Annotated in this window: 7 protein-coding genes; 4 read left to right on the forward strand and 3 right to left on the reverse strand. The window is 52.3% G+C overall.

Going from position 1 to position 6,148, the window contains the following annotated elements:
• Positions 1-6 precede the first annotated feature (6 nt).
• The 3 genes from glyA to ABYT30_RS14125 all read right to left on the reverse strand — a co-directional run bounded on the left by glyA (position 7) and on the right by ABYT30_RS14125 (position 3,569).
• The gene (gene glyA / locus ABYT30_RS14115; protein ID WP_373083270.1) at positions 7-1,269 is read right to left on the reverse strand and encodes a serine hydroxymethyltransferase; all 1,263 of its coding nucleotides are present in this window, start codon (positions 1,267-1,269) and stop codon (positions 7-9) included.
• A 718-nt stretch (positions 1,270-1,987) separates the two neighbouring features.
• Entirely contained in the window at positions 1,988-3,022 is a 1,035-nt protein-coding gene (locus tag ABYT30_RS14120) for a zinc-binding dehydrogenase (RefSeq protein WP_373097124.1), read from the reverse strand.
• Between the two features lie 34 nt (positions 3,023-3,056).
• Positions 3,057-3,569 (reverse strand): nuclear transport factor 2 family protein, encoded by a 513-nt coding sequence (locus tag ABYT30_RS14125; protein WP_373083267.1) that lies wholly within the window; start codon positions 3,567-3,569, stop codon positions 3,057-3,059.
• 184 nt (positions 3,570-3,753) lie between these two features.
• On the opposite strand from ABYT30_RS14125, the gene ABYT30_RS14130 reads away from it, so the two are divergent.
• The 4 genes from ABYT30_RS14130 (at position 3,754) to ABYT30_RS14145 (ending at position 5,846) form a co-directional block, all read left to right on the forward strand.
• Positions 3,754-3,894, forward strand: a complete 141-nt coding sequence (locus ABYT30_RS14130; protein WP_373097126.1) for a hypothetical protein — start codon at positions 3,754-3,756, stop codon at positions 3,892-3,894.
• Positions 3,887-4,555, forward strand: coding sequence for an SDR family NAD(P)-dependent oxidoreductase (locus tag ABYT30_RS14135; RefSeq protein ID WP_373097132.1), 669 nt, complete (start codon positions 3,887-3,889; stop codon positions 4,553-4,555). The genes ABYT30_RS14130 and ABYT30_RS14135 overlap by 8 nt, the downstream gene beginning before the upstream one ends.
• A gap of 117 nt (positions 4,556-4,672) precedes the next feature.
• Entirely contained in the window at positions 4,673-5,458 is a 786-nt protein-coding gene (locus ABYT30_RS14140; protein ID WP_373097128.1) for an SDR family NAD(P)-dependent oxidoreductase, read from the forward strand.
• Between the two features lies 1 nt (position 5,459).
• Entirely contained in the window at positions 5,460-5,846 is a 387-nt protein-coding gene (locus tag ABYT30_RS14145) for a VOC family protein (protein ID WP_373097130.1), read from the forward strand.
• Positions 5,847-6,148: the final 302 nt, after the last annotated feature.

The raw sequence follows: 6,148 nt of genomic DNA on the forward strand, positions 1-6,148 counted from the left end.
CCAGCATTAAGCGTATACGGGATAGCGCTTACAGATTTCCAGCACCTTAACTTTCACTTCTTCGATTTTGGCTGTCGCATCGCCAGCTTCCAATGCCTCAAGCACGTCGCACATCCAGTTCGCCAACTCGACACACTCGGCTTCTTTAAAACCGCGAGTAGTCACTGCAGGTGTACCAACACGCAGGCCGCTAGTGATAAACGGTGAGCGAGGATCGTTAGGTACGGCATTTTTGTTTACGGTGATGTTGGCAGCGCCCAAAGCAGCATCGGCGTCTTTACCGGTGTAGGATTTGCCAATGAGATCAACCAACATCAGATGGTTTTCAGTACCGCCAGACACGATATTAATGCCGCGACCAATAAAGGTTTTGGCCATTGCCTTAGCGTTAGTCACAACCTGCTTTTGGTAAGTAACATACTCAGGGGTCATCGCTTCTTTAAAACTAACGGCCTTCGCAGCAATAACATGCATTAAAGGGCCACCCTGACCACCGGGGAATACTGCGGAGTTGAGCTTTTTCTCGATCTCGGCATTGGCCTTGGCCAAAATCAGGCCACCGCGTGGACCCCGCAGGGTTTTGTGGGTAGTGGTTGTCACTACGTCAGCATATTGAATCGGATTGGGGTAGATACCTGCAGCAACCAGGCCGGCAACGTGGGCCATATCTACCATTAGATAGGCGCCAACCATATCGGCGATTTCACGGAAACGCGCCCAGTCGACAATACCTGAATACGCGGAGAAACCAGCAACGATCATCTTGGGCTTGTGCTCAAGGGCCAGCGCCTCAACCTGGGCGTAGTCGATTTCGCCGGTTTCATTGTTTAGGCCATACTGAACGGCATTATAGGTTTTGCCTGAGAAATTAGGCTTAGCACCGTGGGTCAAATGACCGCCCGCATCTAGACTCATGCCCAACACGGTTTCACCCGGCAACACCAAAGCTTGGTATACCGCGCCATTGGCCTGTGAGCCTGAATGAGGCTGAACATTGGCGTAGTCCGCGCCGAACAGAGCTTTTGCGCGATCAATAGCCAGTGTTTCGGCCTTATCTACGTACTCGCAGCCACCGTAGTAACGCTTACCGGGGTAGCCCTCAGCGTATTTATTGGTCAGCACAGTACCCTGAGCCTGCATAACAGCGGGGCTGGTGTAGTTTTCTGAGGCGATCAGTTCAATGTGCTCTTCCTGACGCACTTCTTCCTCTTGGATCGCAGACCAAATTTCATCGTCAAATCCGGCAATTGTCATCTCTTTACTAAACATCACTACCCCCGAGGCACACACAGGCTCTGAAAAGCCGCGCATTGTACAATAAATGCGCGTTATCGGCACCGTTTAATGTTGCTACAAGAATAACAATGACGAACGGGAAACAAGCCGGTCTTTATAGACAGTAGTTCTCAATACAATCGGCGACAAACACCTGTTCAATGCCCGATAAGATAGCAAAATTATTTACCGCCGCGACCGAGTTCAAATCCACCTTTCAAATACCTTACTGGCACCACGCACCTGGGTAACGACTTTGGAGATGTCTTCATTTGAGTTCATCGTAATTTCAAACACAGACCCACATGCTGCACAGCGAAACGTCCACGGTTGGGAGGGCTGATTAAATAGGGGGAGCCGGCAATGCGTGGTGCAATCGCATTTATCACAGCAAACACCGATATTGAATTTCATGAATTCCCTCTGTGTCAGCCCCATAAGCGGACATAAATAAACCTGAGTTACGCCGAGGATCTTACGACCCGACGTCAGCACTAGCACCCGAACATAGCGCGATGATCCGCCGGCAATAAACAGCAGGCGCAGAAAATTAGCCTTTAGAATCAACAAGCAGGCAAACACAAGGAATATCAAAACGACAATTAAGCACACCATTCCATGGCTATCGATTGCCAGCAGATGCCAACCAATACCAAGGCAGAATAGCGCCAGTCCCCCGCTGAGGCAATAGCACTAGCGCGTCGTGGGGGGATTAAAGCTTGCGCGGATCAACCACCGTGCGAACCGGCGCCTGCGGGCCAGACATTTCAGCAAGGGCCTGCGCGACGCCGCCCAATCCAATGCGGGCGCCAATCCAAGCACTAACATCGACCTTGCCATTGTCTATTGAGCGCAACGCCAACTCCATATCTTGAGGCTCTTCGCCAGCGGCAAAATGCACCGTTAAACGCTTGTTCTGGGCCGCAAACACCAGCAACTGCTCCGGCTCCATGCAATAGCCACCCATGACAATGCGAGCACCAAAACTGACCGATTGAATGATTTTCTGCAGCAAGCCGGGCACGCCGACACATTCATACACCAGATTGACCTGCCGCATCCCCAGATCTGCAATAGGTTCATAGGGCGATAGCTCGCGTGGATCAATGACAATATCGGCGCCCATTTTTAACGCCAGGTCTCGGCGACTCTTGTGAAAGTCGGCAGCCACAATGGGTGCGATACCGGCCAATTTCAAACCGGCGATAACCCCTAAACCAATCGCCCCACAGCCAATAACCAAAGGCACATCACCACTGACTGGCAGGCCGCGACGGGCGTGCTCCAAGCCCACGGCCAGCGGTTCCGTCATCGCCGCCATAGCGTCATCCATACCCGCCGGCACTTCCATAACAAAGTCTTCGTCGAGCAACATATACTCACCGAAGCCGCCCGGGCAACTATTGCTAAAACCAACCACCGCGTGAGTGCCGGACTGCCGCATAATTGGTATCGACGTAACTTTGCGGCCCGGGCTAATGGCGCGTTTGCTGTCGGGACCATAGTCAATGACTTCGCCTACATACTCATGCCCCGGCACAAAGGCTTGTGCCAAATCTAAGCTTGCATACGGACCGCCATACTCCTTGGATAAGTCAATAACCGCCTGCCCTGCATGCAAAAAATGGGTATCTGAAGCGCATAGACCACAACTGTGGGTACGAACCAAGACTTGACCCTTGCTCGGCGTTGGGTCCGGCATCTCCCCAACATGCACCTCACCATCCAAAAAATACGCAGCTTTCATCTACTCATTCTCCGAGCGAACTCTAATCAGGTGATTAAACGACACTGGCAGGCAAGGTCGTATAAGACACATCGCGGTGATCACGACGCCCTTCACTCGCGACTTTGCCTAAGGGGACTACATCGCGTATTTCATCAAAATCCCGAACTGCAATACGCTTGTCGATGGCCCAAACCCCGGCGCGGCGCGACCAAGTGTCGATATAGCGACTCCACACCGTCATTTGCTTTAGCGCATCACCATGCTGTATGCGCAAATTAGCCGTAACGTAAGATTCACTGCCAGCGCGATCGCCATTAAGCTCAATAAGAATGTTAGAAACTTGATGAGAATGATAAAGGGTGTGTTGATGCTGGGCGCAGATTAAGTCGATAACCCCGCGACCATCACCGCAGTATACGTCGCCGTAATCGGCCACACCGTCTGGGTGCCATACGGCGTGCCCTAGCGGAATATCTAGGCGATCAACTGAGCGACAGTAGCGGTATATCTGCTCGCTAATCGCTTGCTTGTCCACGAGACTTTGTAAACCTTCTGAACTACTCATTATTATTGGCCTTCTTTTAAAAGTTTTGAAGTAATCGCAAATAGCCGCAGACGCGCCCCGCTCTAGCCGATATTCCGCACCCCTGCAGATCTGTCATATTATTCCCCTACTTGATAAATATTCAACACTGCTGCCTAATAATATAAATAATCACAGTAGCGCCTGCTAGCGCCAGGAGTAAAAAATGAATTTTAAAGACCGCTACGGCCCGTGGGCGCTTATCGCAGGTGCCTCGGAAGGTACCGGCCGCGCGTTTGCGCAGCACATTGCCGAACAAGGCCTGAACTGCGTCTTAATCGCTAGGCGCACCGCCCCCCCTGAATGAACTCGCCACGGAATTGCGTCGCGACTACGGCATTGAATGCGTCACCGCCTCGGTAGACCTCAGCGCCGCCAATGCACTGACGCAAATTACCGCCGCCGTTGGCGACCGCGAAGTCGGCCTATTTATCAATAACGCCGGTGCTGACACCACCAACACCCACTTTCTCGATCGCCCCATTGAAGAGTGGATTGAACAGGCAAACCGCAACGTAAGCACGGTGATCCGTAACTGCCACCACTTTGGCCAGCAAATGCGCCAGCGCAAACGCGGCGGCATTATTCTGGTCGGCTCCGGCAGTTGCTACAGCGGAGCCAGCTATATGGCCGTTTATTCCGGCACCAAAGCTTTCGATTTATGCTTTGGTGAAGGCCTATGGGCAGAGCTCAAACCCCACGGCGTCGATGTGCTAAACCTGATTTTAGGGCGCACCGACACTCCTGCTTTGCGAGCAACCTTGGCCAAAAATAAGCTACCCATTCCCGACGACTTGGCCTCTCCCGATGAGGTTGCCAAAGTTGGCCTAGCGCAACTGCCACACGGCCCTATTCACAACTGGGGACAAACCGAGGACGAAGCGGGCTATGCCCCCAACTCACCCGCCATGCGCCGCGCCCGAATTTTAGCGATTGATGCCGCCACCAAAGATATATTTGGCGGCTAAATCAATCCCAAAAACATCGTATTCAAGCCATCAGTAACGCCAGACAGCCTTTTAGCTTTGGCGTGCCAGCCGCTTTGCTAATATGAGCGAGTAGAAAAATAATTAGGGCATATACAGATGAACGAATTTCAAAACCTTTATGGCCCAACGGCGGTGGTCACCGGCGCCTCCTCTGGCATTGGAAAATCCTTTGCCATGTTATTGGCCCGCAGGGGCCTAAACCTTGTCCTCGTTGCCCGGCGCAAAGATCGACTGGAAGCTTTGGCTGCCGAATTACGTCAGCACCACAATATATCGGTAACCGTGCATGAAAGTGATTTGGCGAAACCCAACGCCGCAGCCGAGATCATTGCTGCGACCACCGACATGGATATAGGTCTGGTGATCAGCAACGCTGGCTTCGGCTTAAAGGGCGAGTTCAGCAATACCAACGCCCAGCAAATGGCCGATATGCTAATGGTCAACTGTCACACACCAATGCAATTAGCCCACGGCTTTCTTCCGGCGCTACGCGCTCGGGGTAAAGGTGGCATTGTATTTACCAGTTCAGTGGAAGGCTTAATCGGCTGTCCCTACTCCACCGCCTATGCCGCCACCAAGGCGCTGGTCGTCAGTCTTGGCGAAGGACTTTGGGGAGAGTTCAGAGAAGCGGGCATTGACGTACTCACCCTCTGCCCCGGCGCTACCGACACCGAAGCACCTGCGCTGCAAGGCATAGACCCACGCACCCTGCAAAATCTTATGGCACCGGATGATGTCGCTGAACTAGCACTGGCCAATCTTAAAAACGGCCCCACCTACATCCCTAGCGAGCACTATAAAGCCAGCTTCGACATGCTGCTTTCATTACCCCGTCGCGACGCATTACAACTCATGGCGAAGAGCTTAAAACCGGAGGCTTAAAATGCGCGTCAATGGTTTAGATCACATTAATATCTGCACCCAGAACTTGGATGCCAGCGCTGCTTTTTATATTAAATTACTGGACCTCAAAGAGAGTCCGGCGATGCGCCCCGCTGACCAAGCCCGCTGGCTTTGCGATCACAATGGCAATGCCATTATCCATTTACTCAATCGCGACAGCCCAAACACCGGCACCGGCACCGGCACCGGCACCGGCGCACTGCATCATGTCGCCTTAAATTGTACCGGCAAAGAAACCGTACTTGCGCGCCTGCAAAGTATCGACGCGGATTTTTCAGTCATTGATCGCGCCGAAACCGGTCTGTGTCAAATTTTTACCCGCGACCCTCACGGCATTTTGTTGGAATTAAATTTTCCGAACCAATAATTTGCCAAGCACGGAAAAGACTTCAAAAAAAATGCCTACTGCACACCCACGGGTTTTCGCAACAGCGTTGACCATCAAGCAGCTGGGACTAATCCCACCCATACACTTAAAATCATTGCGCAAGCCACCCGCTTTCGGTACCTTTCCCCACTGTTTCTAGACCTCCCCACAGTGGCTTGTCGCTAATTTCTCTGGAGTCAACATGGCGCAATTTGTCTATACCATGAATCGCGTGAGCAAGGTCGTTCCACCCAAACGCGAAATTCTGCACGATATCTCTTTATCCTTTTTCCCCGGTGCCA

Origin of the sequence: Zhongshania sp. (assembly GCF_041623545.1) — a bacterium.
GTDB lineage: Bacteria > Pseudomonadota > Gammaproteobacteria > Pseudomonadales > Spongiibacteraceae > Spongiibacter.

Coding starts and splice junctions, on each gene's coding strand:
- glyA (WP_373083270.1), bottom strand. CDS start 1,269: ATGTTTAGTAAAGAGATGACAATTGCCGGATTTGACGATGAAATTTGG.
- ABYT30_RS14120 (WP_373097124.1), bottom strand. CDS start 3,022: ATGAAAGCTGCGTATTTTTTGGATGGTGAGGTGCATGTTGGGGAGATG.
- ABYT30_RS14125 (WP_373083267.1), bottom strand. CDS start 3,569: ATGAGTAGTTCAGAAGGTTTACAAAGTCTCGTGGACAAGCAAGCGATT.
- ABYT30_RS14130 (WP_373097126.1), top strand. CDS start 3,754: ATGAATTTTAAAGACCGCTACGGCCCGTGGGCGCTTATCGCAGGTGCC.
- ABYT30_RS14140 (WP_373097128.1), top strand. CDS start 4,673: ATGAACGAATTTCAAAACCTTTATGGCCCAACGGCGGTGGTCACCGGC.
- ABYT30_RS14145 (WP_373097130.1), top strand. CDS start 5,460: ATGCGCGTCAATGGTTTAGATCACATTAATATCTGCACCCAGAACTTG.